Below are 25,704 nucleotides of genomic sequence, written 5' to 3'. Positions count from 1 at the left end.
ATCCACTCTCGCTATCAGTCTTCGCTGGCCTGCGGGGCTTCTTCAGCCGCAGCTTCGCCTGCTTCTGGGTTCTCTTCCGACACTTCGCCCTCGACGATCTCGCCGTCGATGACGTCGTCTTCGTCTTCCACCACCGTCGGCTCCTGCACCCGCTCCAGACCCACGACGGTCTCGTCGGCGGCCAGCTTGATGAGGATCACGCCCTGGGTGTTACGGCCAGCGCCGCGGACTTCGTCGACACGGGTACGCACCAGGGTGCCCTGGTCGGAAATCAGCATGATCTCCTCGCCGTCCAGCACCTGTACGGCGCCCACCAGGTTACCGTTACGCTCGTTGATCACCATGGCGATCACGCCCTGGCCACCACGACCGCGACGCGGGTAGTCGGCCAGCGGGGTGCGCTTGCCGTAGCCACGCTCGGAGGCGCTGAGGATCTGCGCTTCGCGGCACTCGGGGATCAGCATGGAGATGATGCGCTGGCCTTCGGCCAGGCGCATGCCGCGCACGCCACGGGCGTTACGGCCCATGATGCGCACCTTGCTTTCCTTGAAGCGGATGACCTTGCCGGCGTCGGAGAACATCATCACGTCCTTCGAACCGTCGGTGATGGCGGCGGCGATCAGCGAGTCACCCTCTTCCAGCTTCAGGGCGATCAGGCCGTTGGAGCGCGGCTTGGTGAACTGGATCAGCGGGGTCTTCTTCACGGTGCCTTTCATGGTGGCCATGAAGATGTACGCGCCGGTCGGCTCGTCCTGGCTGAAGTCGGCGTCGTCGCCCTCTTCGGCCTCTTCGGCTTCCACTACTTCGGCGACCTGCTCGGCGACCACGTCGTCGTCATCGTTCTCGTCGCCGGCGAACTGGGCGCGCACGGCTTCCAGGTCGATCTGCAGCATCGCGGTGATGCGCTCGCCCTCGTCCAGCGGCAGCAGGTTCACCAGCGGACGGCCACGGGCGGTACGCGAGGCTTCCGGGATCTCGAAGGTGCGCAGCCAGTAGACCTTGCCCTTGCTGGAGAACAGCAGCAGGGTGGCGTGGCTGTTGGCGACCAGCAGGTGCTCGATGTAGTCCTCGTCCTTCACGCCACTGGCGGACTTGCCCTTGCCACCGCGACGCTGGGCCTCGTAGGCGGCCAGCGGCTGGGACTTGGCGTAGCCGCCATGGGAGATGGTCACCACGCGCTCTTCTTCGGTGATCAGGTCGGCGATGGTCAGGTCCATCTGCGAGGCGACGATCTCGGTGCGGCGGGCGTCGCCGAACTCGGCCTTGACCTTCTCCAGTTCCTCGCGGATGACTTCCATCAGGCGCTCGGGGCTGGTCAGGATACGGATCAGCTCGCCGATCAGGGTGAGGATTTCCTGATACTCGGACAGGAGCTTCTCGTGCTCCAGGCCAGTCAGGCGGTGCAGGCGCAATTCCAGGATGGCCTGGGCCTGTTCCGGCGACAGGAAGTACTTGCCGTCACGCAGGCCGTACTGCGGGTCCAGGTCTTCCGGACGGCAGGCATCGGCGCCGGCGCGCTCGACCATCGCTTCCACGGCGCTGGATTCCCAGCCAGTGGCGATCAGGCGCTCCTTGGCCTCGGCCGGGGTCGGCGAGGTCTTGATCAGTTCGATCACCGGGTCGATGTTCGACAGGGCAACGGCCTGACCTTCGAGGATGTGGCCACGCTCGCGCGCCTTGCGCAGCTCGTAGACGGTCCGGCGGGTCACCACTTCACGGCGGTGACGGATGAACACCTCGAGCATGTCCTTGAGGTTCATCGTGCGCGGCTGGCCATCGACCAGGGCCACCACGTTGATACCGAAGACGCTCTGCAGCTGGGTCTGGGCGTAGAGGTTGTTCAGCACGACCTCGCCCACTTCCCCGCGACGCAGCTCGATGACCACACGCATGCCGTCCTTGTCGGACTCGTCGCGCAGCTCGGTGATGCCTTCGATCTTCTTCTCTTTCACCAGCTCGGCGATCTTCTCGATCAGACGGGCCTTGTTCAGCTGGTAGGGCAGCTCGGTGATGATGATCTGCTGGCGGTTGCCGCCCTTCTCCATGTCCTCGATGGTGGCGCGGGCACGGATATAGACGCGGCCACGACCGGTGCGATAGGCCTCGATGATGCCCGCACGGCCGTTGATGATGCCCGCGGTCGGGAAGTCCGGGCCGGGGATGTACTGCATCAGGTCATCGATGGACAGCTCGGGGTTGTCCATCAGCGCCAGACAGCCGTCGATCACCTCGGTGAGGTTGTGCGGCGGAATGTTGGTCGCCATGCCCACGGCGATACCGCTGGAGCCGTTGACCAGCAGGTTCGGGATCTTGGTCGGCATGACCGCCGGGATCTGCTCGGTGCCGTCGTAGTTGGGCACCCAGTCGACGGTTTCCTTGTCCAGGTCCGCCAGCAGCTCATGGGCGAGCTTGGACATGCGCACTTCGGTGTATCGCATGGCTGCGGCGTTGTCGCCGTCCACCGAACCGAAGTTGCCCTGGCCGTCGACCAGCATGTAGCGCAGCGAGAACGGCTGGGCCATGCGGACGATGGTGTCGTACACCGCGGTGTCGCCGTGCGGGTGGTACTTACCGATCACGTCGCCGACCACACGGGCGGACTTCTTGTAGGGCTTGTTCCAGTCGTTGCCCAGCTCGCTCATGGCGTACAGGACGCGGCGATGCACGGGCTTCAAGCCGTCGCGCGCATCGGGCAGGGCACGACCGACGATCACGCTCATGGCGTAATCGAGGTAGGACTGTCGGAGTTCGTCTTCGATGTTGACCGGGAGGATTTCTTTGGCCAGTTCGCCCATGAGAAGCCTGGTTCCTTTTTCAAATGGGACTCCGCCAAGCCCGTCCTGAGCCCGGCGGAGCGCGGTGCGCCATCAAAGCGCCACCGACTCTCTACAAATCAACGACTTGGCCGTTGATCCGCGATGCTGTGGGGGCCGAAAAAATGCCCCATCAAGAACCGTCGGAGCTTACCACAAGCCAGGGTCAAACCCTACCCTCGGCCAAGCCCCTCGATGAATTGCCGCAGGCCCCGTCAGTGCAGGCGCTTGCGGCTCATCAGCTGGGCCATCCGCTCGGTGTCCGGACGCTCGACGACGCCGCGCTCGGTCACAATGGCGTCGATCAGGTCGGCCGGAGTCACATCGAAAACCGGATTGAAGGCTTCGACGTCAGCCGCGACACGTTTACCGCCGATTTCCAGGAGTTCGCGACCGTCGCGCTCCTCGATCGGAATGTCTTCGCCACTTTCCAGCCCCATGTCGATGGTCGAACTGGGCGCAACCACCATGAAACGCACACCGTGGTGCATGGCGGTGACCGCCAGCTGGTAGGTGCCGATCTTGTTGGCGACGTCGCCGTTGGCGGTGATGCGGTCGGCGCCGACGATGACCCAGGTGATGCTTTCGGTCTTCATCAGGTGCGCGGCGGCCGCGTCCACGTTCAGGGTGACCGGCACGCCTTCGTTGGCCAGCTCCCAGGCGGTGAGGCGAGCGCCCTGCAGCCAGGGGCGGGTCTCGTCGGCGTAGACACGCTCGATCAGCCCTTCCAGGTGCGCCGCGCGCAGCACGCCCAGTGCGGTGCCGAAGCCGCCGGTGGCCAGGGCGCCGGTGTTGCAGTGGGTGAGAATCTTCTGCGGGCCGCCATGGTGCTTGCGGATCAGATCCACGCCCAGTTGAGCCATGGTCAGGTTCGCCTCGCGGTCGCTCTCGTGGATCGCCACGGCCTCGGCTTCCAGCAGCGGCAGCGGGTCCTCGCCCGGCTTCAGGCGCTCCAGGCGGTCGCGCATGCGGTTCAGCGCCCAGAACAGGTTGACTGCGGTCGGACGCGACTCGGCCAGCACCGTGAAATCATCTTCCAGTGCCGCGCGCCAGTCGCCACCAGCGGCCACACGGGCACGCAGGCCCAGCACCAGGCCATAGGCAGCGGCGATGCCAATCGCCGGCGCGCCGCGCACGACCATCTGGCGAATGGCGTCGGCTACGCCTTCGGCGGTCTCGTACGACAGCCAGGTTTCCTCCAGCGGCAGCAGGCGCTGGTCCAGCAGACGGAGTGTGCCCTTGCGCCAATCAATGGCCGTGACCCGTTCGGCCGCCAACAGTCGCTCACGCATGGAACACCTCTTCATTTCAATGGAATCGCGGGCCGCTCCGGCGCCACGGGAATCACCCGGAAACACCGGGAAGCGGCCGAGTATACCGAGCCTGAAGCCCTGGTGCTCGGCTATACTCGGCGCCTTTATCCACGCGCCCAGGATGCGCTTCATGCCGACCGAAAAAGTCCCGCTCGACCTGCTGCTCTTCCCCACCTGGATCGTCCCCGTCGAGCCCGCTGGCGTCGTCCTGCGCGATCACGGCCTGGGCATCCGCGACGGCCGCATCGCCCTGCTCGCCCCGCGCGCCGAAGCGCTGCGCCATCCGGCCACGGAAACCCGCGAGCTGCCGGGCATGCTGCTCTCCCCCGGCCTGATCAACGCCCACGGCCACGCGGCGATGAGCCTGTTCCGCGGCCTGGCGGACGACCTGGCGCTGATGACCTGGCTGCAGGAGCACATCTGGCCGGCGGAAGCCAAGTGGGTCAGCGAGGACTTCGTCCGCGACGGCACCGAACTGGCCATCGCCGAGCAGCTCAAGGGCGGCATCACCTGCTTCTCGGACATGTACTTCTTTCCGCAGGTCGCCTGCGAGGTGGTGCACAAGGCCGGCGTACGCGCGCAGATCAGCGTGCCGGTGCTGGACTTCCCGATCCCCGGCGCCCGCGACGCCGACGAGGCGATCCGCCAGGGCCTGGCGCTGCGCGACGACCTCAAGCACCACCCGCGCATCAAGGTCGCCTTCGGCCCGCACGCGCCCTACACGGTCAGCGACGACAAGCTGGAAAACATCCTGATGCTCGCCGAGGAGCTCGACGCCGGCATCCACATGCACGTCCACGAGACGGCCTTCGAGGTCCAGCAGGCAGTGGAAAAGCACGGCGAACGGCCGCTGGCCCGCCTGCACCGTCTCGGCCTGCTCGGCCCGCGCTTCCAGGCGGTACACATGACCCAGGTGAGCGACGAGGACCTGGTCATGCTGGTGGAAACCAACAGCTCGGTGGTGCATTGCCCAGAATCCAACCTAAAGCTGGCCAGCGGCTTCTGCCCGGTGGAGCGGTTGTGGCAGGCCGGCGTCAACATCGCCATCGGCACCGACGGCGCCGCCAGCAACAATGACCTCGACCTGCTCGGCGAAACCCGCACCGCCGCGCTGCTGGCCAAGGCCGTGGCCGGCCAGGCCACCGCGCTGGACGCCCACCGTGCGCTGCGCATGGCCACCCTGAACGGCGCCCGCGCGCTGGGCATGGAGCAGGAAACCGGCAGTCTGGAGCTGGGCAAGTCCGCCGACCTCACTGCCTTCGACCTCTCGGGACTGGCCCAGCAGCCGGTGTACGAGCCGGTCTCGCAGGTCATCTATGCCAGCGGCCGCGACTGCGTGCGGCATGTCTGGGTCGGCGGCAAGCAACTGCTGGACAACGGCAAGCTCACCCGCCAGGACGAAGAACGCCTGATCGCCGTCGCCGGCGAGTGGGGCCGCAGGATCGCCGGCGCCTGAGCCCCGACGCCCCTGGCGCTGCGACAATCTGTCATGCCGCGCCCCATCCAGTGAACGAAGCTGGCATCATAGTCAGCCTTCGTTTCCAGCTTTTTGATCAATAGGGACACCATGAGCAACGTCGACCACGCCGAGATCGCCAAATTCGAGGCCCTCGCCCACCGCTGGTGGGACCGCGAAAGCGAGTTCAAGCCCCTGCACGACATCAACCCGCTGCGGGTCAACTGGATCGACGAGCGCGTCAGCCTCGCCGGCAAGAAGGTGCTCGACGTCGGCTGCGGCGGCGGCATCCTCAGCGAAGCCATGGCCCAGCGCGGCGCCACCGTCACCGGCATCGACATGGGCGAAGCGCCCCTGGCGGTCGCCCAATTGCACCAGCTGGAATCCGGCGTGCCGGTGGAATACCGCCGCATCACCGCCGAAGACCTGGCCGAAGAGATGCCCGAGCAGTTCGACGTGGTGACCTGCCTGGAGATGCTCGAGCACGTGCCGGACCCGGCCTCGGTCATCCGCGCCTGCTACCGAATGGTCAAGCCCGGCGGCCAGGTGTTCTTCTCCACCATCAACCGCAACCCGAAGGCCTACCTGTTCGCCATCGTCGGTGCGGAGTACGTGATGCGCCTGCTGCCGCGCGGCACCCACGACTTCAAGAAGTTCATCCGCCCCTCCGAGCTGGGCGCCTGGTCGCGTGACGCGGGCCTGGCGGTCAAGGACATCATCGGCCTGACCTACAACCCGCTGACCAAGCACTACAAGCTGGCGGGCGACGTCGACGTCAACTACATGATCCAGACCCTGCGCGAGGAGTGAGTCGCATGCTCAGAGCGGTTCTCTTCGACATGGACGGCACGCTGCTGGACACCGCGCCGGACTTCATCGCCGTGTGCCAGGCGATGCTTGCCGCCCATGGCCGTGCGCCAATCGATGACCAGCGCATCCAGGACGTGGTTTCCGGCGGCGCCCGCGCCATGGTCGCCGCGACCTTCGACATGGACCCGGAGGCCCCCGGCTTCGAGGCCCTGCGCCAGGAGTTCCTCGACCGCTACCAGGAGCATTGCGCCGTCTTCACCCGCCCGTACGACGGCATGACCGAGCTGCTGGAGAGCATCGAACAGTCGCGCCTGATCTGGGGGGTGGTGACCAACAAGCCGGTGCGCTTCGCCGCGCCGATCATGGAGCAGCTCGGCCTGGCCGAGCGCTCCGCCGTGCTGGTCTGCCCGGACCACGTGACCAGGAGCAAGCCGGACCCGGAAATGCTCCTGCTGGCCTGCAGCCAGCTGAAGGTCGACCCGTCCGAAGTGCTGTTCATCGGTGACGACCTGCGCGACATCGAGTCGGGCCGCGCCGCCGGGACCAAGACCGCGGCCGTGCGCTACGGCTATATCCACCCGGACGACAACCCCGCGCACTGGGGCGCCGACGTCATCGTCGACGCACCCCGCGACCTGCTCGCCGTCCTCGACCGCGCCCTCTGCTCCTGCTGAGCCCCATCCCCGCGAGCCCGTTGTCCGTCGCGCTGACGGGCTCCGCCAAGGAGAAACCATGTTCGACTATTCCGCCCGCCCCGACCTGCTCAAGGGCCGCGTGATCCTGGTGACCGGCGCCGGCCGCGGTATCGGCCGGGCCGCCTCGCTCGCCTTCGCCGCCCACGGTGCCACCGTGCTGCTGCTGGGCAAGACCGAGGACTACCTCAACGAGGTCTACGACCTGATCGTCGCCGCGGGCCATCCGGAACCGGTGGTGATCCCGCTGAACCTGGAAACCACCCTGTCGCACCAGTACGACGAACTGGCGGCGATGATCGAGAAAGAATTCGGCAAGCTCGACGGCCTGCTGCACAACGCCTCGATCCTCGGCCTGCGCTCGCCCATCGAGCAGATATCCACGGACAACTTCACTCGCGTCATGCAGGTGAACGTCAACGCCATGTTCAGCCTCACCCACACCCTGTTGCCGCTGCTCAAGCTCTCCGAGGACGCCTCGGTGGTCTTCACCTCCAGCAGCGTTGGCCGCAAGGGTCGGGCCTACTGGGGCGCCTACGCGGTATCGAAGTTCGCCACCGAGGGCCTGATGCAGGTGCTGGCGGACGAGTGCGAGGACATCACCCGCGTGCGCGCCAACAGCGTCAACCCCGGCGCCACCCGGACCGCCATGCGCGCCCACGCCTATCCGGGCGAGAACGCCTACAACAACCCGGCGCCGGAAGAGATCATGCCGGTCTACCTGTACCTCATGGGCCCGGACAGCCAGGGTGTGAACGGCCAGGCCTTCAACGCCCAGGACTGATTCCGCCCCTGAAGATCCGGCACGGACGTACCAGCGGCGTCGGCCTGCAGCCCAGCAACCACGCCGCTTTCCGCCAATTTTCCGGCTCCATCGCTCACCGCCCTCCGGCAAAGTGCCACTATTTCGCCAGACTTCTGGCGAAACCTTCCTCCCCTCGGGAACCCTGACCGCCATCGGTCGGTCAATACGGCGTCTTTTCAGGCCTTTCCGCGCCCTGGCACGGAAATCGCTCCGTCCTTCGCAAACGCCGTAAAAATGGTCACCGCCATGGTTCCTCCCAAGCAGTCCAACACCATCGATTTCGATGCTGCCAAGCTCCAGCGCGCAGCCAGCCAGGACACCCGCCCTCTCTCGCGGCGTCCGCTGGACCTGCTGGAATTGCGCCAGCAATTGAACCTGCAATTGCAGGTGAGCCTGGAGGCCGAGCGCATCCTGGCGGTGTTCTTCCGCGAGATCCAGCAGATGCTGCCGGTGGAATACATGGCCTACTACCACGCCGGCGCCGACCTGCGCCTGGAGTTCGGCGAGGCGGCCCGGCACAGCGCCGACTACCGCCTGACCCACGGTAGCGAATACCTCGGCGAGATCAGCTTCCGCCGCGCCCGGCGCTTCTCCGAGGCCGAGCTGTCGCAGCTGGAATCGCTGATGGCCTGCCTGCTCTACCCGCTGCGCAACGCCCTGCTCTACCGCGCCGCCGTGCAGTCGGCACTGCGTGATGCGCTGACCGGCACCGGCAACCGCATCGCCATGGACCAGACCCTGGGCCGCGAGGTCGAGGTGGCGCGGCGGCACCTGCTGCCGCTGTCGATCCTCATGCTCGACCTTGACCACTTCAAGCAGATCAACGACGAGCACGGCCACAGCGTCGGCGACGACGCCTTGCGCGCCGTGGCCACGGCACTGAAGAACAGCCTGCGCAACGTCGACATGGTGTTCCGCTTCGGCGGCGAGGAGTTCCTCGTACTGCTCTCCAACACCCCCGGCGTCTCCGCCGTGCAGGTGGGCGAACGGCTTCGCGCTGCCGTGGAGGAGCTGAACCTGGCCGCCGACGGCAAGCACTTGCCGCTGTCCATCAGCCTGGGCTGCGCGACACTCAATGGCGGCGAGTCGGTGGACGATCTCCTGCGTCGGGCAGACAACGCCCTCTACGAGGCCAAGCGCGACGGTCGCAACCGGCTGGCCTGCGCCAGCTGACGCCTGCCTCGCTCCTACGAAGAGCCCATCCGGGTAATTCGCAGGCAATAAAAAAGGGCTCCGAGGAGCCCTTCTTCATTTACTGCTGTCGCTTAGCGCTTGAAGCCCGGACGCATGCCGTCACCGGCAGCTTGCGGACGACGCTTGGCGATCGGCTTGCGGGCGACCGGCTTGCCGGGACGCTCGGCCAGCGGGGCGCCTTTCTCGCGAGCCGGGCGGTCGCTCGGCGCCTTGCGCGGTGCGCGGCCTTCGCCGGCATCGCTGCGCGGACCACGGGCCGGACGATCGGCGCCGTCACGCGGCTTGCGCGGAGCGCGGCCTTCACCAGCATCGCTGCGCGGGCCACGAGCCGGGCGATCACCCGCATCGCGCGGAGCACGAGCAGGACGATCGCCACCGGCGTCACGCGGCTTGCGCGGGGCGCGGCTGTCGGCGGAATCACCACGCGGGGCGCGCGCCGGACGGTCGCCTGCATCACGCGGAGCGCGAGCCGGACGCTCGTCGGAATCGCGCGGAGCACGGGCCGGACGCTCACCAGCAGCCGGACGCGGAGCACGCTGCGGACGCTCGCCTTCGGCGCGCTCGGTGCGGGTACGCGAGCCACGGCCCGGACGCTCGCTGGGCGCCAGCTTCTTGCCGAGCTTGCGCTCCTGGCGCTCGACCTTTTCCTTGGTCTTGGTGGAGACCGCCGGCAGGGCGATCGGCGTCAGGCCGACTTCCTCGCTGAGGATGTCCAGCTCGCGCTGGCCCATCTCGCGGTAGCGGCCCATGGTCAGCTCGGAGGTCAGGAAGACCGGTCCGAAGCGCACGCGCTTCAGGCGGCTGACCACCACGCCCTGGGATTCCCACAGGCGGCGGACTTCGCGGTTACGGCCTTCCATCACCACCACGTGGTACCAGTGGTTGAAGCCTTCGCCACCCGGCGCTTCCTGGATGTCGCTGAACTTGGCCGGGCCGTCTTCGAGCATCACGCCGGCTTTCAGGCGCTCGATCATCTCTTCGTCGACTTCGCCACGCACGCGTACGGCGTACTCGCGGTCCATCTCGTACGACGGGTGCATCAGGCGGTTGGCCAGCTCACCGTCGGTGGTGAACATCAGCAGGCCGGTGGTGTTGATGTCCAGGCGACCGACGTTGATCCAGCGACCACTGCGCAGGCGCGGCAGGCGGTCGAATACGGTCGGGCGGCCTTCCGGATCGTCGCGGGTGCAGACTTCGCCTTCGGGCTTGTTGTAGATCAGCACGCGACGGACGTGCTCTTCGATCTTCTCGCGCTTGAGCAGGCGGTCATCGACGGCGATGGCATCGCGGTCGCCTACGCGCTGGCCGAGGGTGGCCACGGCGCCATTGACCTTGACGCGGCCTTCTTCGATCCAGGCTTCGACGTCGCGGCGCGAGCCGACGCCCATGCGGGCGAGGACTTTCTGCAGTTTCTCGCCGGCCGGGGCTGGGGTAAGTTCTTCAAGGTTTTCGTGCGTGTCGGTCATCTGGGCACCTCCCGGTGTGGCATGCAACGAATAAAAAAGGTCGCGCATCATACGCGCTTGCGGGCAGCAAAGCACCGTCCGCAGTCGGGAAAGACTAGTCGACTTACAGGGGGAAGAAAGCCATGCAGCCAGAAGACGACTTCACCGGCGCCAAGCTCGCGCTGTTCCACGCCGGCCAGTTGGTGGTCTACAAGCGCGACGAGAAGCCCGGCATCCCCTACCCCGGCTGCTGGGATTTCCCTGGCGGCGGCCGCGAAGGCGGCGAAACGCCGGCGCAATGCGCGCTGCGCGAACTGGAGGAAGAATTCGCCCTGCGCCTGGACGAGCAGCGCATCGAATGGCAGCGCCGCTACCCGGCCACCCATGGCCCGGCGCCCTGGGCGTGGTTCCTGGTGGCGCGCCTGGAGCAAGCCGAGTTCGAGGCCATCCGCTTTGGCGACGAAGGCCAGTACTGGCGCCTGATGCGGGTCAGCGAATACCTCGCCCATGACGAGGCAGTGGATTATCTGCAGGAACGCCTGCGGCATTTCCTCGCAGGGCGGCGGGACATCGCCTGATTCCGCAGCGCAGGCCGCTGATCCGTATTTGCGCGGCCTATCTGAATCTGTTTCCTGCCCGCGCATTTTCCTAGATTGCCCGCTCACCGAAGCGTGTCGGACTCGCAGTCCATGGCGCGCCCGGACGTTCTGACACAAGCGGGAATCGAGCATGAACACGAGAAGCACGGAGCAGGCGTACAACTACAAGGTGGTCCGCCAGTTCGCCATCATGACGGTGGTCTGGGGCGTCATCGGCATGGCCATGGGGGTTCTGATCGCCTCCCAGCTGGTCTGGCCGCAACTGAACCTGGACCTGCCCTGGACCAGTTTCGGGCGCCTGCGCCCGCTGCATACCAGCCTGGTGATCTTCGCCTTCGGCGGTTGCGCACTGTTCGCCACCAGTTACTACACGGTGCAGCGCACCTGCCAGACGCGGCTGTTCTCCGACAGCCTCGCCGCCTTTACCTTCTGGGGCTGGCAGGCGCTGATCGTGACCATGATGATCACCCTGCCGCTGGGCTACACCACCACCAAGGAATACGCCGAGATCGAGTTCACCGGCGCGGTATGGATGGCCATCGTCTGGGTCGCCTACGCCGTGGTGTTCTTCGGCACGCTGATGAAGCGCAAGACTCCGCACATCTATGTGGGCAACTGGTTCTTCGCCGCCTTCATCCTCGTTACGGCAATGCTGCACATCGTCAACCACCTGGCCATTCCGGTGGACTGGTTCAAGTCCTACCCGGTGTACTCCGGCGCCACCGATGCCATGGTGCAGTGGTGGTACGGACACAACGCAGTAGGCTTCTTCCTCACCACCGGCTTCCTCGGGATGATGTATTACTTCGTGCCCAAGCAGGCCGGACGACCGGTGTACTCCTACCGGCTGTCCATCGTGCACTTCTGGGCGCTGATCACCCTGTACATCTGGGCCGGCCCGCACCACCTGCACTACACCGCGCTGCCCGACTGGGCGCAGAGCCTGGGCATGGTGATGTCGCTGATCCTCCTGGCGCCCAGCTGGGGCGGCATGATCAACGGCATGATGACCCTCTCCGGTGCCTGGCATAAGTTGCGCACCGACCCGATCCTGCGCTTCCTCGTGGTTTCCCTGGCGTTCTACGGCATGTCGACCTTCGAAGGTCCGATGATGGCGATCAAGACCGTCAACGCCCTGTCTCACTACACTGACTGGACCATCGGCCACGTCCATGCCGGCGCACTGGGCTGGGTGGCGATGATTTCCATCGGCTCGCTCTACCACCTGATTCCCAAGGTCTTCGGTCGCGAACAGATGCACAGCATCGGTCTGATCAACGCACACTTCTGGCTAGCCACCATCGGCACGGTCCTCTACATCGCCTCGATGTGGGTCAACGGCATCACCCAGGGCCTGATGTGGCGCGCGGTGAACGCCGACGGCACGCTCACCTATTCCTTCGTCGAAGCGCTGCAGGCCAGCCACCCCGGCTTCGTGGTGCGCATGAGCGGCGGCATGCTGTTCCTCGGCGGCATGCTGCTGATGGCCTGGAACACCTGGATGACCGTGCGCCAGGCGCGCCCGGAAGCCCTGCGCATCGCCGAGCGGATGGCCTGAGATGACGCTCTGGCTGGGGCTGGTCAGCCTGCTGGCGCTGTACTTCGGCGTCGGCTGGTGCCTGCGGGCGCACCGCGAGCGGGGCATCGAGGAGGCCAGCATGCTGCCCTTCGCCGATGACGAAGAAGCCGCCCAGCGCATGGAGAAAGCCACGGGCCGCAGCCGCACCGGCTGCGCCTGCCCCGGCCGCTGCCAGGGCGACTGCGAGCACTGGCGCGACTGGCAGCCCTAGCGCGCCACCTCGGGCGCGTACCTGCGACAGAGCGCCGCATCACCTCCATCAATTTTCATTAGCAAGCACATCAATTTCCCGGCGGGCAGCCCGAGGAGGAATATCACTCCCGTGCCCCGCCACCTGATGGACGCCTGAAGCATCGTCCCCTGTCCTGTCTGGACCCCAGGACAGACATCATCGATGCCAGTGCTCCCCGGTGGGGCTTTCAAACCCATTCAGGGCCCCAGCGGGCCCTCACCGAGCGTTTTATCGAGGGAATAAAGAATGAAGCTTGCCTCTGTCGTGTCGGCTGTCATCTCCAGCCTCGCCCCGATGGCTTTTGCCCAGGACGCAATCAAGAACCCCGGCGCCGAGCTGCCGGTTACCGAATACCACTACGGCATGTCCCTGGACGTCGACAAGGTTCTGCACCGCACCGACAACTCCGGCAAGGTCGGCATCGTGCCCGCCTACATGGTCTACCAGGATCACAACGGCGAGACCCACAAGGTCCGCTTCCTCGAATGGGGCGGCAGCACCAGCCAGGGCTGAGCCTTTCGCGAACATCGTCCTCCGGCCGTCTTGGCCCAACCCCGCGAGCCTGTGGTGGCGGTCGGGGGGCGATCCTGACTTCCTGCACAGCGATGCAGTTCGCCCCTGCGAAGAGCCATCAGCACGGGGCTGCACCCACAATGAAAAAACGCGCCATTGGGCGCGTTTTTTCATACAGCGAAAACTCAGATTTCCACCTGCGTCCCCAGCTCGATCACCCGGTTCAGCGGCAGGTTGAAGTAACGCAGGTTGCCATTGGCGTTCTTCAGCAGGAAGGCGAACAGCGCCTCGCGCCAGCGCGCCATGCCGATCAGCTTGGACGGGATCACCGTCTCGCGACTGAGGAAGTAGGTGGTGCGCATCGGACTGAAGTCCAGCTCGTTGAGGTGGCACAGTTTGAGCGCCTGCGGGATGTCCGGGTCTTCCATGAAGCCGAAGTGCAGCACCACGCGGAAGAAGCCCTCGCCGTAGGCATCCACCTCGAAGCGACGGTCCGGCGGCACGCGCGGGCTGTCTTCGTTGACCACGGTGAGCAGCACGACCTGCTCATGCAGCACCTGGTTATGCAGCAGGTTGTGCAACAGCGCATGGGGCACGGCGTCGGTGCGGGCAGTGAGGAACACGGCGGTGCCCTGCACACGGTGCGGCGGCTGCGAGCGGATGCTGGAAATGAACAGCGGCAGCGGCAGCGAGCCCTCGTCGAGGCGGTCCACCAGCAGTTGGCGGCCGCGCTTCCAGGTGGTCATCAGGATGAACAGACCGATACCGGCGATCACCGGGAAGGCACCGCCCTGAACGACCTTGGGCAGGTTCGCGGCGAAGAACAGGGTGTCGACGAACAGCATCATCAGGAAGAACGGAATCGCCAGCCACAGCGGCCACTTCCACAGCAGCCAGACCACCACGCCCATCAGCAGGGTGGTCATCAGCATGGTCCCGGTCACCGCCACGCCATAGGCCGAGGCCAGGGCGGCGGAGGATTCGAAGCCCAGCACCAGCAGGACCACGCCGACCATCAGCGCCCAGTTCACGCCCGGAATGTAGATCTGCCCCTGCTCGTGGCTGGAGGTGTGCTGGATCGACATGCGCGGCACGAAGCCGAGCTGGATGGCCTGGCGGGTCAGCGAGAAGGCGCCGGAAATTACGGCTTGCGATGCAATCACCGTCGCCGCAGTGGACAGCGCCACCATCGGCACCAGCGCCCAGCCCGGCGCGGTCAGGTAGAAGGGGTTCCGCGCGGCTTCCGGGTTGACCAGGATGGTCGCGCCCTGGCCGAAATAGTTCAGCACCAGCGCCGGCAGCACCAGGGCGAACCAGGCACGGGCGATGGGCTTGCGGCCGAAGTGGCCCATGTCCGCGTACAGCGCTTCGGCGCCGGTCAGCGCCAGCACGGTGGCGCCGAGGATGGCCACGCCGATGCCCGGATGGGAAACGAAGAAGTTGAAGGCCCAGGCCGGGTTCATCGCCTTCAGCACTTCCGGCTGCCGCGACACGCCGTAGGCGCCCAGCGCCGCCAGCGCGAGGAACCACGCCACCATCACCGGGCCGAACAGAATGCCGATGCGCGCGGTGCCGTGCTTCTGGATGAGGAACAGGCCGACCAGCACGATCAGCGACAGCGGCACCACCCAGTGCTCCAGGCCGTCGAAGGCGATCTCCAGGCCCTCGATGGCAGAGAGGACCGAGATCGCCGGGGTAATCATGCTGTCGCCATAGAAGAGTGCCGCACCGATCAGGCCGGCGATCACCACCATTGCCTGCAACCGATGCTTCCCGGCGGCGGCGCGGCGAGCCAGCGCGGACAGCGCCATCACCCCGCCCTCGCCCTGGTTGTCGGCGCGCAGTACGAAGATCACGTACTTGATCGACACCACCCAGATCAGCGACCAGAAGATCAGCGACAACACGCCGAGAACGCCGTCGTGGTTGGCCTGTACGCCATATCCGCCGACGAAGACTTCCTTGAGGGTGTACAGCGGGCTGGTGCCGATATCGCCGTAGCAGACGCCCACGGCGCCGACCATCAGGCCGATCGCGGAGCTCGAATGGGGCTGCTCATGCTCAACGGTGCCGGCGCTTGCATCGGACATGTAACAAAATTCCTCAAAAAAATTCGGCGCATCCTGCTCCGACCCTTTCGTCGATGCAAGAGCCGGGTACGAAGGTTCTGAATGACTATAGAGCGTGTTGCCCGGAATTACCGGGCGAACGGGGCTGTCAGGCGGCGTGCGACAGCTTGTCCCAGAGAGGCTGGTCAAGTGCGCGGGACGCCGCTAGAATTGCGCACTTTTTGATCAGAGGCGCCGCCAGCGCGCCCTTCGAGGTTAGCCGCACATGTCCACCGCCACACCCAAAGTCGGATTCGTCTCGCTCGGATGCCCGAAAGCGACCGTCGACTCCGAACGCATCCTCACCCAGCTGCGCATGGAAGGGTACGAAATCGTTCCCACCTACCAGGACGCAGACGTGGTGGTGGTGAACACCTGCGGCTTCATCGACAGCGCCAAGGCCGAATCCCTGGACGCCATCGGCGAAGCCATCGCCGAGAACGGCAAGGTGATCGTCACCGGCTGCATGGGCGTCGCCGAAGACAGCATCCGTGACGTGCACCCCAGCGTGCTGGCCGTGACCGGCCCGCAGCAGTACGAGCAGGTGGTCAATGCCGTCCACGAGGTGATCCCGCCCAAGGCCGAGCACAACCCGCTGATCGACCTGGTGCCGCCGCAAGGCATCAAGCTGACCCCGCGTCACTATGCCTACCTGAAGATTTCCGAAGGCTGCAACCACAGCTGCAGCTTCTGCATCATCCCGTCGATGCGCGGCAAGCTGGTCAGCCGCCCGGTCGGCGACGTGCTCAGCGAAGCCCAGCGCCTGGTCAAGGCCGGCGTGAAGGAACTGCTGGTCATCTCCCAGGACACCAGCGCCTACGGCGTGGACCTGAAGTACAAGCTGGACTTCTGGGACGGCCAGCCGGTGAAGACCCGCATGCTGGAGCTGTGCGAGGCGCTTTCCTCGATGGGCGTGTGGGTGCGCCTGCACTACGTCTACCCGTACCCCAACGTCGACGACGTGATCCCGCTGATGGCCCAGGGCAAGCTGCTGCCCTACCTGGACATCCCCTTCCAGCACGCCAGCCCGAAAGTGCTCAAGTCCATGAAGCGCCCCGCCTTCGAGGACAAGACCCTGGCGCGCATCAAGAAGTGGCGCGAGATCTGCCCCGAGCTGACCATCCGCTCCACCTTCATCGTCGGCTTCCCCGGCGAGACCGAGGAAGACTTCCAGTACCTGCTGGACTGGCTGACCGAAGCCCAGCTCGACCGCGTCGGCTGCTTCCAGTACTCCCCGGTGGAAGGCGCTCCGGCCAACGACCTGGGCCTGGACGTCGTACCCGATGACGTCAAGCAGGACCGCTGGGAGCGCTTCATGGCGCACCAGCAGGCGATCTCCGCCGCCCGCCTGCAACTGAAGATCGGCAAGGAAATCGACGTGCTGATCGACGAAGTGGACGATGAAGGCGCGGTCGGCCGCTCCTACGCCGACGCCCCGGAAATCGACGGCGCCGTGTACATCGACAGCTTCGACGTGAAGCCGGGCGACAAGGTGCGTGTACGCATCACCGACGCCGACGAGTACGACCTCTGGGCCGAACTGGTCTGATCCGCAAAAGCCCCGCTGAAGCGGGGCTTTTCATTTCAAGGGTAAGAACATGACCAACAACGACGTGCTGCGCAGCCTGCGCTACCTGCTGGACATCCGCGATGCCCAGGTGGCCGAGATCACCGCGCTGGCCGGGTTCAACGTCAGTGCCGAGGAAATCGGCGCCTACCTCGCCCGCGACGACGAGCCGGACTTCAAGCCGTGCAGCGACCGCGTGCTGGCGCACTTTCTCGACGGCCTGATCGTGCATCGCCGTGGCCGCGACGAATCGCGCCCGCTGCCGCCGGTGGAACTGCCACTGACCAACAACATCACCCTGAAGAAGCTGCGCGTCGCCTTCGAGCTGCGCGATGACGACATCCTCGCGATCCTCGACAGCGTCAGCTTCATCGTCACCAAGACCGAACTGGGTGCACTGTTCCGCAAACCCGGCCACAACAACTACCGCCCCTGCGGCGACCAGTTGCTACGCAACTTCCTCAAGGGCCTGACCCAGCGCCAGCAGCGCTGAGGCCAACGTGCTCTATCGCCTGGCCGCCGACGCCGTCGTCCTGCTGCACCTGGGGTTCATCCTCTTCGTGCTGCTCGGCGGCCTGCTGGTGCTGCGCTGGCCGCGCCTGGCCTGGCTGCACGTGCCGGCGGCGGCCTGGGGCATGGCGGTGGAGTTCCTCCACCTCTACTGCCCGCTCACCCCGCTGGAAAACCACTTCCGCGCGCTGGCCGGCGACAGTGGCTACAGCGGCGGCTTCATCGAACACTACCTGATCCCGCTGATCTACCCCGCCGGCCTGACCGAGGCGACCCAGGTCGTGCTCGGCCTCGTGGTGGTCGCGGTCAATCTGCCGCCTTACCTGCTTCTGCTGCACCGGGCACTGCGTTCGCGCTGAGCGGATTGGTCATGGGCAGATACGCCAGGCTGGCCTCCTTGTTCTTCGCATGGCCCAGGCGCTGGCCATTGTTGAGCTTCGACTCGATCAGCCGGTGATCCGCCGTCAGCCAGTTCAGCGGCTGCTTTCCGTCGTGCGTCACCTGGGAAATGATCAGGGTACGCGCCGGGCCCCAGTCCTCGCCGGTAGTCTTGCGCAGCCAGTCGAACAGCGCGGCGCTGTCGCCCTGTGGATAACCGGAGTGGATGTAGAGGAACGGATGCGCCTGGCGTTCGCCGCGCTGCTCCAGGTACATCGGCAGGCGTGCATCGTCATCGCCGAGGATCAGTACCCGCCACTGCGACCAGGGCGCGGCCTGCTCCGCCACGGCGCGCACCTCCTTGGCGAACAGCGGAACCCCGCCACCGCCGTTGCTCCACGGATAAGCCACGCCAACCACCAGCAGCATCAGCACCGCTCCCGCGCCCACCACCCGAGGCCAGATGCGGCCCAGCCCGGCGAGCCCGCGCTCGTGCCGCGATTCGACCACCCACCAGGCAGCCAGCAACTGGGCGAACGGCACCAGCGGCAGCACGTAGTAGCTGCGCCGGCCGCCGCTGGCGGTGAAGAAGGCGAACAGCAGCACCAGTGCCCAGACCAGCCAGCGGGCGTTGGGTTGCAGTTGCTGCCAGCGGTGCGCGGCGAACCACAGGCCGAGTATCCACAACGGCGCCCAGGGCAGCGTGTAGGCCGGCAGGTACAGCAGATAGGTGTAGATCGGCCCCTCATGATCAAAGGGCTGGAAGAAGCGCACGACGTTCTCGCGGAACACCAGCGCCAGGCCGCTCTCACCGTAGCTGGGCTGGCCGTAGAAGTGCGACAGCGCGAAGGGGATCGCGTAGGCGGCACCGGCCACCGCCAGCGCCGCCATCAGCCGCAGGTTCAGGTGCCGGCGCCAGCGCCCCTCGCTGAACAGGTGCGGCAGCAGCACCAGCCCCGGCAGGACGAAGCCGATCAGGCCCTTGCACAGCGAGGTCAGCGACAGGATCAGGAAGAAGCCCAGGTAGCCCGAGAACCGTGTGTCCTCCGGATCACGCCAGTACCAGGCCAGCGCCGCCAGCACGCCGAACACCGTGAGCATGTCCGCCGTCGCCACCCGCGCCCAGAACAGGAAGTAGAAGGTGGTCGCCAGCAGCCAGCCAGCCAGCACTCCAGTTCCCTTGCGCAACAGGCGCTCACCCAGCCACCAGGTCAGCCAGACGCTGCCCAGCCCGGCCAGTACGGTGCTCAGACGCAGCGTCCAGTGGTTGAGGCCGAACAGGCTGGCGGGCGCGGTGATCAGCCAGTAGGACAGCAGTGGCTTGTCGTAGTAAGGCGCGCCACGCAGGTAGGGATCGAAGTAGTCGCCCGACTGCAGCATCTGCAATGAAATGTCCGCCCAGCGCACTTCCGGCCCCCAGACCTCGCGCGAGCCCAGCCCGAACACCAGCAGCACCAGCGTGGCGCCCAGCAATAGTGCCAGCGCCTTGCGATCGTTACTCCAACCCTGCATCACCCGGCCCCCGGCCTCTCGAACGTGCGCCGGACACTAGGGCTGCGATGGTTATGCGCAGGTTAAGAAAATGCAGCCATCGCGTAATGCGTCGGCATTTGCCGATTGGATAGTGCTCGGAGCGCCCCGGCGATACCGCTAGGGTGAGGCGAAAACCCAGCCAGGAGAGGCTCATGCACCCGTACTTTTCCCTCGCCGGACGGACCGCTCTGGTCACCGGCGGCACCCGCGGCATCGGCCGGATGATCGCCCAGGGCCTGCTCGAAGCCGGCGCCAAGGTAATCATCTGCGCCCGTGATGGCGCCGCCTGCGCCGACACCGCCACTGAGCTGTCGCAGTACGGCGAGTGCATCGGCCTGCCGGCCAACCTCGCCACCGAGGAAGGTGCGCGCGCCCTGGCCGCCGAGCTGAACGAGCGCCTGGACCAACTCGACATCCTGGTGAACAACGCCGGCACCACCTGGGGCGCACCGCTGGAAAGCTATCCGGCCTCGGGCTGGGAGAAGGTCATGCAGCTCAACGTCACCGCCGTGTTCAGCTGCATCCAGCAACTGCTGCCGCTGCTGAAGAAAGGCGGCAGCGCGCAGAACCCGGCCCGGGTGATCAACATCGGCTCGGTGGCCGGCCTCACCTCCCACGGCGAAAGCGCCTACGCCTATGGCCCGAGCAAGGCCGCGCTGCACCAGCTATCGCGCATGCTCGCCCGCGAACTGGTGAAGGACCACATCAACGTCAACGTCATCGCCCCCGGCCGCTTCCCCAGCAAGATGACCCGCCACATCGCCAACGACGAACAGGCCATGGCCGAGGACACCGCCGTCATCCCCATGCGCCGCTGGGGCCGCGAGGAAGAGATGTCCGCCCTGGCAATCAGCCTGGCGAGCGCCGCCGGCGCCTACATGACCGGCAATATCATCCCCATCGATGGCGGCTTCCACCTCGGCTGAGCCCCGCTACGAGGGGAATCGGGTACCATGGCGGCCCCAGCAACAGCCCGTGCCGCCATGTCCCACAGCATCTCGCCGATCGGCCACGTCCGCTCCTGCTTCAAGGAGAAGTTCGCCATCCCGCGCCAGCCGCAACTGGCCCCGGCCGCGACCGGCGTGCTGGAACTGCTGCCGCCATTCGATACCGGCGACGCGGTGGCAGGCCTGGAGCAGGTCAGCCACGTCTGGCTGATCTTCCTCTTCCACCAGGCGCTGGAAGACAAGCCGCGGCTGAAGGTGCGCCCGCCGCGCCTGGGCGGCAACCAGTCGATGGGCGTGTTCGCCACCCGCGCCACCCACCGCCCCAATGGTCTTGGCCAGTCGGTGGTGAAGCTGGAGAAGGTCGAGCCCGGCCGCCTCTGGCTATCCGGCATCGACCTGCTGGACGGCACCCCGGTCATCGACATCAAGCCCTACGTGCCCTACGCCGATAGCGTGCCGGACGCACACAACGCCATCGCCGACGCTCCGCCCGCACCCATCGCCGTGCACTGGAGCGACGAAGCCCTGCGCCAGGCCCATGAGCACGGCCTGCGCCTCGGCCAGCCGGTGCGCGAACTGGTCGAGCAGTGCCTCGCCCAGGACCCACGCCCGGCCTACCAGAGGCCGCCGCCCGAGCGCCGCTATGGCGTGCGCCTGTGGGACCTCGACGTGCACTGGCACTACCCCAGCGACGGCGAAATCCGCGTGCTGGACCTGCAACCCGCCGCCGACTGAAGCCTGCGTCAGTCCACCGGATTGAGGGCGATCACGTCGCTCTCGAAGCACTCCTGCTCGAGGATCAGCGGTTCCACCAGCGGGCGGCTGTCGCGGAAGTGCGCGGTTTGCGTGTGCGCCTCGTAGGCCGCGTCGTCGCGGTAGATCTCGTAGAGGTAGATCACGTCCGGATCGAGGCGATCCTGGGACACATCGAAGACCAGGCAGCCGGGCTCGCTGGACACGGAAGCGGCGGCGTTGGCCTTGATGGCGTGGAGGAAATCCTCGGCGCTGCCGGGCTTCACGCGGGTCTTGATGAACAGACTGTACACAGGACGTTCCTTTTGTTTTAAATTTGAAATCAAATTGTATACAAAAAAGGAACCGCGTCCATGTCCGATCTCCCTGCCCGCCCCGGCCGCCTCAACGGCCTGCGCCACCTCGCCCTGCTGGTACCGAACCTCGAGGAGTGCGAGCGTTTCTACGTCGAGGTACTCGGCATGCAGGTGCTCAACCGCGCCAACGAAGACCTGGTCTACCTCACCTGCGGCAACGACAACCTCTCCCTGGGGCGCGGCTTCGGCGCGGCCAACGGCCTGCAGACCATGGACCACTACGGCTTTGTCGTCGACAGCGTGGAAGAGCTGGAGGCCTGGTACCAGTATTTCAAGGCGCGCGGCGTGACCCTGCTGGACCGCCCTTTCGACCATGGCGACGGCGCGCGCAGCTTCCACCTGCTCGACCCGGCGGGGAACAAGGTGCAGCCGCTGTATCACCCGGCGGTTTCCGGCCAGCGCCTGGCCTGAAAAGCACACGCGCTCTGGAAAGGCCGTGCCCGTGCTTTCCCCTCACCCCAACCCTCTCCCAATGGGAGAGGGGGCGATCCGAGCCGGATGACACCTCAACCTTCATCCTGCACCGAACGGTCCCCTCTCCCTCCGGGAGAGGGTTAGGGTGAGGGCAATCTCCCGCGCTGATGCGTCCTCGAACAGAGGCATAACATTGCGGAGAAAAGACCAGCGATAAAAAAACGCCGCGATCCCAAAGGAGTCGCGGCGTTCTTTCGACTGAAGCGTCGTGCGCTTCTTACTTCTCGGCTTACTTTTCTACGAAGGCGCGCTCGATCAGGTAGTCGCCCGGCTCGCCCATGCGCGGGGAGATCTGCAGGCCGAAGCCGTTCAGCACTTCGCTGGTCTCGTCGAGCATGCTCGGGCTGCCGCAGATCATCGCGCGGTCGTCCTGCGGGTTCATCGGCGGCAGGCCGATGTCGGCGAACAGCTTGCCGCTGCGCATCAGGTCGGTCTGGCGGCCCATGCTGTGGAACTCTTCACGGGTAACCAGCGGGCAATAGATCAGCTTCTCTTTCACCATGTCGCCGAAGTACTCGTGCTCCGGCAGGACCTTGGTGATGAAGTCGGAGTAAGCCAGCTCGCTGACCCAGCGTACGCCGTGGACCAGGATGACCTTCTCGAAGCGCTCGTAGACTTCCGGGTCCTGGATGACCGACAGGAACGGCGCCATGCCGGTGCCGGTGCTCAGCAGGTACAGGTGCCGGCCGGGCTTGAGGTCGTCCAGCACCAGGGTGCCGGTGGGCTTGCGGCTGACCATCAGCTCGTCGCCTTCCTTCAGGTGCTGCAGACGCGAAGTCAGCGGGCCGTCCGGGACCTTGATGCTGAAGAACTCCAGGTGCTCTTCGTAGTTCGGGCTGGCGATACTGTACGCGCGCATCAGCGGACGACCGTTGACTTCCAGGCCGATCATCACGAACTGACCGGTCTTGAAGCGCAGACCCGGGTTACGGGTGGTCTTGAAGCTGAAGAGGGTGTCGTTCCAGTGGTGCACGCTGAGAACGCGCTCGGTGTACAGGTTGCTCATCAAGGACTCCTAGGAGAAACGTGGCGCACCCCAGCAGATCCCGGACGTAGCGCAATTGCGCGACATTTTATAGGCGGCGACAATATCCGCAAAATAAATTATCTGGATATTGCTAATCCAAAACGCAGATAAGGCCGCCCGGTCGCCGCGAAAGGATACCGTCAGGTGCTTCCTACGCCGGGGTGACGAAATGTCGCGCAGCCTTCTCCGGAGCCCCACAGCATGAAGTTCACCCTGCGCCAGCTCGAAGTCTTCGTCGCCGTCGCCCAGCAGGAAAGCGTCTCCCGCGCGGCCGAAGCCCTGTCCATGTCGCAGTCGGCCACCAGTACCTCGCTGGGCGAGCTGGAGCGACAGTTCGACTGCAAATTGTTCGACCGCTCCGGCAAACGCCTGACACTCAACGCCCTCGGCCGCCAGTTGCTGCCCCAGGCAGTGGCCCTGCTCGACCGCGGCAGCGAGATCGAGAACATGCTCAACGGCAAGAGCGCCTTCGGCTCGCTGGACCTGGGCGCCACCCTGACCATCGGCAACTACCTGGCGACCCTGCTGATCGGCACCTTCATGCAGCGTCAGCCCGATTGCCGGGTGCGTCTGCATGTGCACAACACCGCCCACGTGGTGCAGCGCGTGGCCCACTACGAACTGGACCTGGGCCTGATCGAAGGCGACTGCCAGCACCCGGACATCGAGGTGCAGCCATGGATGGAAGATGAACTGGTGGTCTTCTGCGCGCCGCAGCACCCGCTCGCCCGTGAAGGCCGCGCGAGCCTGGAGCGACTGACGGAGGAAGCGTGGATTCTGCGGGAACAGGGCTCGGGCACACGGCTGACCTTCGACCAGGCCATGCGCCATCACGTGGAGCCTTTGAACGTGCGACTGGAGCTGGAACACACCGAGGCGATCAAGCGTGCGGTGGAGTCGGGGCTGGGCATCGGCTGCATCTCGCGCCTGGCCCTGCGCGACGCCTTCCGCCGTGGCAGCCTGGTGCCGGTGGAAACGCCGGACCTGGACCTGCGCCGGCAGTTCTACTTCATCTGGCACCGGCAGAAGTACCAGACCGCGACCATGCGCGAGTTCCTCGAACTGTGCCGCAGCGAAACCGCCGGGGTGACGCGCAGCGACGACATCGTCCTGCCGATGATCCCCTGACGCGAAACCGAACGCTGCGCAGGGCGAATAACCTGGAACAGGTTATCCGCCGGCTCTTGCTGGCGGATAACGCCGGCGCGTTATCCGCCCTGCGAAAGCCCCAGCAGAAAACCGTTTAGCCGAGCAGGATGCCCGCCCAGGTCACGGTGATGATGGTCAGCGCGACGAACTGGGCGGCGCTGCCCATGTCCTTGGCGTTCTTCGACAGCGGGTGGCGCTCCAGGGAAACCCGGTCCACCACCGCCTCGATGGCGGAGTTGAGCAGCTCGACGATCAGCGCCAGCAGGCACACGGCGATCATCAGCGCGCGTTCGCCGCGGGTCACGTCGCAGAAGAACGACAGCGGGATCAGGATGACGTTGATCAGCACCAGCTGGCGGAAAGCCGCTTCACCCTTGAAGGCGGTGGCAAAGCCGGCCAGGGAGTAGCCGGCGGCGTTGAAGATGCGTTTCAGGCCAGTCTGGCCCTTGAAGGGGGAAGCGGACACGTGTGGTTCTCACAGGCAAAGGTCGCGGCACTCTATACCAGCGATCGTCAAAATGGGGTCAAGGCCATTACAGAATGTGACGGCCTCAGGGGCTGAATGTGACGGGCCTCAGGCCCCCGGCACCGATTCCATTTGCGCCAGCAGCAACGCCGCCTGGGTGCGGGTGCGCACGTTCAGCTTGCGGAAGATCGCCGTCACGTGAGCCTTCACCGTGGCTTCGGAGACACTCAGCTCGAAGGCGATCTGCTTGTTCAGCAGGCCTTCGCAGACCATGGTCAGCACGCGGAACTGCTGCGGGGTGAGGCTGGCCAGACCGGCGCTGGCGGCGCGCACGTCGTCGCTCATCTCGGTCACGGCGTCCACCTGCGGCGGCCACCAGACATCACCATCGAGCACCGCACGCACGGCCTGCTGCAGCACGCTCAGCTCGCTGGACTTGGGGATGAAGCCGCTGGCACCGAACTCGCGGGAGCGCTGCACCACGGCGGCATCTTCCTGGGCCGAGACCATCACCACCGGAATCTGCGGGTACTGCCCGCGCAGCAGCACCAGGCCGGAGAAGCCATAGGCGCCGGGCATGTTCAGGTCCAGCAGGACCAGGTCCCAGTCGGCCTTCTCGTTCAGGCGCGTCTCCAGCTCCGCGATACTCGCCGCCTCCGACAGCCGCGCCTCGGGGCCGAGACCGATGGTCAGGGCCTGGTGCAGGGCACTGCGGAACAGCGGGTGATCGTCAGCGATCAGGATCTCGTAGGAAGCCATGAATTTTCCTTGAAGGCCGCGCCGAAGTCCCGCCGTGGATAACAGCCAGACTTGCGCAGGAAAGGTCGGAGCACGGATAGAGCACTACTTGTCACATTGTACGCAAAGAGCGGCTTCGCTGTCCGCCGCGAATACGTCCCTCGCAGTACATGCACAATGGCCTGAAAGCCCCTGCCACTGTGCCCGCCGGGAACCCTGTCCCCTTTCCAAAGGCCCGGCGTTACGG

Annotated in this window: 25 protein-coding genes; 16 read left to right on the top strand and 9 right to left on the bottom strand. The window is 65.8% G+C overall.

Annotated elements, in window-relative coordinates; genetic code table 11:
- Positions 1-14: 14 nt before the first annotated feature.
- Positions 15-2,795 (bottom strand): DNA gyrase subunit A, encoded by a 2,781-nt coding sequence (gyrA, locus tag IB255_RS09620; RefSeq protein ID WP_081517945.1) that lies wholly within the window; start codon positions 2,793-2,795, stop codon positions 15-17.
- Between the two features lie 233 nt (positions 2,796-3,028).
- Positions 3,029-4,105 (bottom strand): S-methyl-5-thioribose-1-phosphate isomerase, encoded by a 1,077-nt coding sequence (mtnA, locus tag IB255_RS09615; protein WP_081517944.1) that lies wholly within the window; start codon positions 4,103-4,105, stop codon positions 3,029-3,031.
- A gap of 151 nt (positions 4,106-4,256) precedes the next feature.
- Here mtnA and IB255_RS09610 point away from each other — a divergent pair, with 151 nt between their 5' ends.
- The 5 genes from IB255_RS09610 to IB255_RS09590 all read left to right on the top strand — a co-directional run bounded on the left by IB255_RS09610 (position 4,257) and on the right by IB255_RS09590 (position 9,062).
- Positions 4,257-5,582, top strand: a complete 1,326-nt coding sequence (locus IB255_RS09610; RefSeq protein WP_081517943.1) for a TRZ/ATZ family hydrolase — start codon at positions 4,257-4,259, stop codon at positions 5,580-5,582.
- 111 nt (positions 5,583-5,693) lie between these two features.
- Complete coding sequence (gene ubiG / locus IB255_RS09605) at positions 5,694-6,392, top strand: bifunctional 2-polyprenyl-6-hydroxyphenol methylase/3-demethylubiquinol 3-O-methyltransferase UbiG (RefSeq protein ID WP_081517942.1); 699 nt, start codon at positions 5,694-5,696, stop codon at positions 6,390-6,392.
- A complete protein-coding gene (gene mupP / locus IB255_RS09600) occupies positions 6,389-7,066 on the top strand; it encodes an N-acetylmuramic acid 6-phosphate phosphatase MupP (protein ID WP_139791535.1) in 678 nt (225 codons plus the stop codon). The genes ubiG and mupP overlap by 4 nt, the downstream gene beginning before the upstream one ends.
- A 58-nt stretch (positions 7,067-7,124) precedes the next feature.
- Complete coding sequence (locus tag IB255_RS09595) at positions 7,125-7,868, top strand: YciK family oxidoreductase (protein WP_081517940.1); 744 nt, start codon at positions 7,125-7,127, stop codon at positions 7,866-7,868.
- 267 nt (positions 7,869-8,135) lie between these two features.
- Entirely contained in the window at positions 8,136-9,062 is a 927-nt protein-coding gene (locus IB255_RS09590) for a GGDEF domain-containing protein (protein WP_081518181.1), read from the top strand.
- 92 nt (positions 9,063-9,154) lie between these two features.
- Here IB255_RS09590 and rluB read toward each other — a convergent pair whose 3' ends face one another.
- On the bottom strand, positions 9,155-10,549 hold the full coding sequence (gene rluB / locus IB255_RS09585) for a 23S rRNA pseudouridine(2605) synthase RluB (RefSeq protein WP_081517939.1): 1,395 nt from the start codon (positions 10,547-10,549) through the stop codon (positions 9,155-9,157).
- 122 nt (positions 10,550-10,671) lie between these two features.
- Here rluB and IB255_RS09580 point away from each other — a divergent pair, with 122 nt between their 5' ends.
- The 4 genes from IB255_RS09580 (at position 10,672) to IB255_RS09565 (ending at position 13,451) form a co-directional block, all read left to right on the top strand.
- The gene (locus IB255_RS09580; RefSeq protein WP_081517938.1) at positions 10,672-11,106 is read left to right on the top strand and encodes an NUDIX hydrolase; all 435 of its coding nucleotides are present in this window, start codon (positions 10,672-10,674) and stop codon (positions 11,104-11,106) included.
- A 151-nt stretch (positions 11,107-11,257) separates the two neighbouring features.
- Positions 11,258-12,685, top strand: coding sequence for a cytochrome-c oxidase, cbb3-type subunit I (gene ccoN / locus IB255_RS09575; RefSeq protein ID WP_151186357.1), 1,428 nt, complete (start codon positions 11,258-11,260; stop codon positions 12,683-12,685).
- 1 nt (position 12,686) lies between these two features.
- On the top strand, positions 12,687-12,917 hold the full coding sequence (locus IB255_RS09570) for a cytochrome Cbb oxidase CcoQ (protein WP_081517937.1): 231 nt from the start codon (positions 12,687-12,689) through the stop codon (positions 12,915-12,917).
- A gap of 267 nt (positions 12,918-13,184) precedes the next feature.
- A complete protein-coding gene (locus IB255_RS09565) occupies positions 13,185-13,451 on the top strand; it encodes a DUF2790 domain-containing protein (RefSeq protein ID WP_081517936.1) in 267 nt (88 codons plus the stop codon).
- Between the two features lie 185 nt (positions 13,452-13,636).
- On the opposite strand, the gene IB255_RS09560 is transcribed toward IB255_RS09565, so the two are convergent.
- Positions 13,637-15,541, bottom strand: coding sequence for a potassium transporter Kup (locus IB255_RS09560; protein ID WP_081517935.1), 1,905 nt, complete (start codon positions 15,539-15,541; stop codon positions 13,637-13,639).
- Positions 15,542-15,785: 244 nt separating this feature from the next.
- Here IB255_RS09560 and rimO point away from each other — a divergent pair, with 244 nt between their 5' ends.
- The 3 genes from rimO to IB255_RS09545 are packed head-to-tail and all read left to right on the top strand — an operon-like array spanning position 15,786 to position 17,995.
- Positions 15,786-17,108 (top strand): 30S ribosomal protein S12 methylthiotransferase RimO, encoded by a 1,323-nt coding sequence (gene rimO / locus IB255_RS09555; protein ID WP_081517934.1) that lies wholly within the window; start codon positions 15,786-15,788, stop codon positions 17,106-17,108.
- A gap of 49 nt (positions 17,109-17,157) precedes the next feature.
- The gene (locus tag IB255_RS09550; RefSeq protein WP_081517933.1) at positions 17,158-17,619 is read left to right on the top strand and encodes a DUF1456 family protein; all 462 of its coding nucleotides are present in this window, start codon (positions 17,158-17,160) and stop codon (positions 17,617-17,619) included.
- Between the two features lie 7 nt (positions 17,620-17,626).
- Entirely contained in the window at positions 17,627-17,995 is a 369-nt protein-coding gene (locus IB255_RS09545; protein ID WP_081517932.1) for a DUF2784 domain-containing protein, read from the top strand.
- On the opposite strand, the gene IB255_RS09540 is transcribed toward IB255_RS09545, so the two are convergent.
- Positions 17,943-19,526, bottom strand: a complete 1,584-nt coding sequence (locus tag IB255_RS09540) for an ArnT family glycosyltransferase (RefSeq protein WP_081517931.1) — start codon at positions 19,524-19,526, stop codon at positions 17,943-17,945. The two genes, IB255_RS09545 and IB255_RS09540, sit on opposite strands and share 53 nt — an antisense overlap.
- A 173-nt stretch (positions 19,527-19,699) precedes the next feature.
- Here IB255_RS09540 and IB255_RS09535 point away from each other — a divergent pair, with 173 nt between their 5' ends.
- Together IB255_RS09535 and tsaA are read left to right on the top strand one after the other, a co-directional pair.
- On the top strand, positions 19,700-20,473 hold the full coding sequence (locus IB255_RS09535; protein WP_081517930.1) for an SDR family oxidoreductase: 774 nt from the start codon (positions 19,700-19,702) through the stop codon (positions 20,471-20,473).
- Between the two features lie 57 nt (positions 20,474-20,530).
- Positions 20,531-21,229 carry a tRNA (N6-threonylcarbamoyladenosine(37)-N6)-methyltransferase TrmO gene (gene tsaA / locus IB255_RS09530; RefSeq protein ID WP_081517929.1) on the top strand — a complete coding sequence of 233 codons (699 nt, stop codon included), beginning with the start codon at positions 20,531-20,533 and terminating at the stop codon, positions 21,227-21,229.
- 8 nt (positions 21,230-21,237) lie between these two features.
- On the opposite strand, the gene IB255_RS09525 is transcribed toward tsaA, so the two are convergent.
- A complete protein-coding gene (locus IB255_RS09525; protein ID WP_081517928.1) occupies positions 21,238-21,540 on the bottom strand; it encodes a putative quinol monooxygenase in 303 nt (100 codons plus the stop codon).
- A gap of 60 nt (positions 21,541-21,600) precedes the next feature.
- Here IB255_RS09525 and IB255_RS09520 point away from each other — a divergent pair, with 60 nt between their 5' ends.
- A complete protein-coding gene (locus IB255_RS09520) occupies positions 21,601-22,014 on the top strand; it encodes a VOC family protein (protein WP_081517927.1) in 414 nt (137 codons plus the stop codon).
- Positions 22,015-22,306: 292 nt separating this feature from the next.
- Here IB255_RS09520 and fpr read toward each other — a convergent pair whose 3' ends face one another.
- On the bottom strand, positions 22,307-23,083 hold the full coding sequence (fpr, locus tag IB255_RS09515) for a ferredoxin-NADP reductase (protein WP_081517926.1): 777 nt from the start codon (positions 23,081-23,083) through the stop codon (positions 22,307-22,309).
- Positions 23,084-23,305: 222 nt separating this feature from the next.
- On the opposite strand from fpr, the gene IB255_RS09510 reads away from it, so the two are divergent.
- Positions 23,306-24,232, top strand: coding sequence for a LysR family transcriptional regulator (locus tag IB255_RS09510; protein WP_081517925.1), 927 nt, complete (start codon positions 23,306-23,308; stop codon positions 24,230-24,232).
- A 115-nt stretch (positions 24,233-24,347) separates the two neighbouring features.
- Here the strand turns inward: IB255_RS09510 and IB255_RS09505 are convergent, their stop codons facing one another.
- Entirely contained in the window at positions 24,348-24,719 is a 372-nt protein-coding gene (locus tag IB255_RS09505; RefSeq protein WP_192210133.1) for a diacylglycerol kinase, read from the bottom strand.
- 108 nt (positions 24,720-24,827) lie between these two features.
- Positions 24,828-25,478 (bottom strand): response regulator transcription factor ErdR, encoded by a 651-nt coding sequence (gene erdR, locus IB255_RS09500; protein WP_024765291.1) that lies wholly within the window; start codon positions 25,476-25,478, stop codon positions 24,828-24,830.
- Between the last annotated feature and the right edge of the window lie 226 nt (positions 25,479-25,704).

The sequence above is a fragment of the Pseudomonas sp. PDM22 genome (assembly GCF_014851965.1).
Lineage (GTDB): Bacteria > Pseudomonadota > Gammaproteobacteria > Pseudomonadales > Pseudomonadaceae > Pseudomonas.
The sequence above is the reverse complement of the archived record's forward strand: the minus strand, read 5'-3'. Positions and strand labels throughout refer to the sequence as shown.